The organism is Kitasatospora sp. MY 5-36 (assembly GCF_001182915.1).
In the GTDB taxonomy this organism is placed as follows: Bacteria; Actinomycetota; Actinomycetes; order Streptomycetales; family Streptomycetaceae; genus Kitasatospora.
This window is the reverse complement of record NZ_LFVW01001354.1, coordinates 1-795: the sequence shown is the minus strand read 5'-3', so window position 1 is coordinate 795 and position 795 is coordinate 1. Positions and strand designations below refer to the sequence as shown.

The window sequence follows — 795 nt, the reverse complement described above, 5'->3', positions numbered from 1 at the left end:
CGCCAGCGCCACCCGGGTCCGCAACCGGGACGCCGTGGACGGCCGGCCCCGCGGCTACCTGCGGGCCTTCGGCCTCTCCCGGGTCAACCTGCGCGCCCACGCCCACGCCGGGCACCTGCCCGGCGTCCGCAAGGCGAGCTGGTGAGCGCCGTGGACGGGACCAGGCTGCCGGTGGTGGTCGTCGCCGGCCTGCACGCGGAGCAGCGCCGGGCCGCCGTCGCGGAACTGGCGGCGGCCGCGGTGGACGCCGTGGTCCTGCACCACGACCTGCGGGACGCCGCGCTCGGCACCGCCCGCCGCGAGCTGCGCGACGCCGCCGGGGCCTTCGACGTGGCCGACGTCCCGCTGGCGAACGACTGCCCGTGCTGCGCCCTGCGCGAGGACCTGCTGCCCCGGCTGCTGGAGATCGCCGACGGCGGCCGGTACGGACTGGCGATCGTCGAACTGTGGGGCGGCAGCGACCCGCACCCCGCGGTCGAGGTGATCGCCGGGGGAGAGGTGGACGGGCGGCCGCTCGACGACGCCGTCGAACTGGCGGGCGTGGTCACCGCCGTCGACCCGGACCGGCTGGTCGGCGAGCTCTCCGTCCCCGACGACCTGGCGGAGCACGGCGAGCAGACCGCCTCGCGCGACGACCGGACCCGCGCCGAGGCGCTCGCCCACCAGATCGAGTACGCCGGCACGCTCGCCGTGCCGCGCGCCGCGGCGCACGCGCCGGGGCTCGCCCTCCTGCGCCAGCTGCACGCCACCGCCCGGACCGTCCGGCCCCAGCCCTCGTGGGCCTGGTGGATGTCG

1 protein-coding gene and 1 pseudogene are annotated in these 795 nt (G+C 78.6%); both read left to right on the top strand.

Annotation, left to right across the window (positions count from 1 at the left end):
• Nucleotides 1-145, top strand: a pseudogene (locus tag AE652_RS42405) (30S ribosomal protein S14); the annotation flags it as partial.
• Nucleotides 142-795, top strand: a 654-nt coding sequence (locus tag AE652_RS42400) for a GTP-binding protein (protein ID WP_304414279.1), incomplete at its 3' end; no start/stop codon positions are given. The pseudogene AE652_RS42405 and the gene AE652_RS42400, both read left to right, overlap by 4 nt.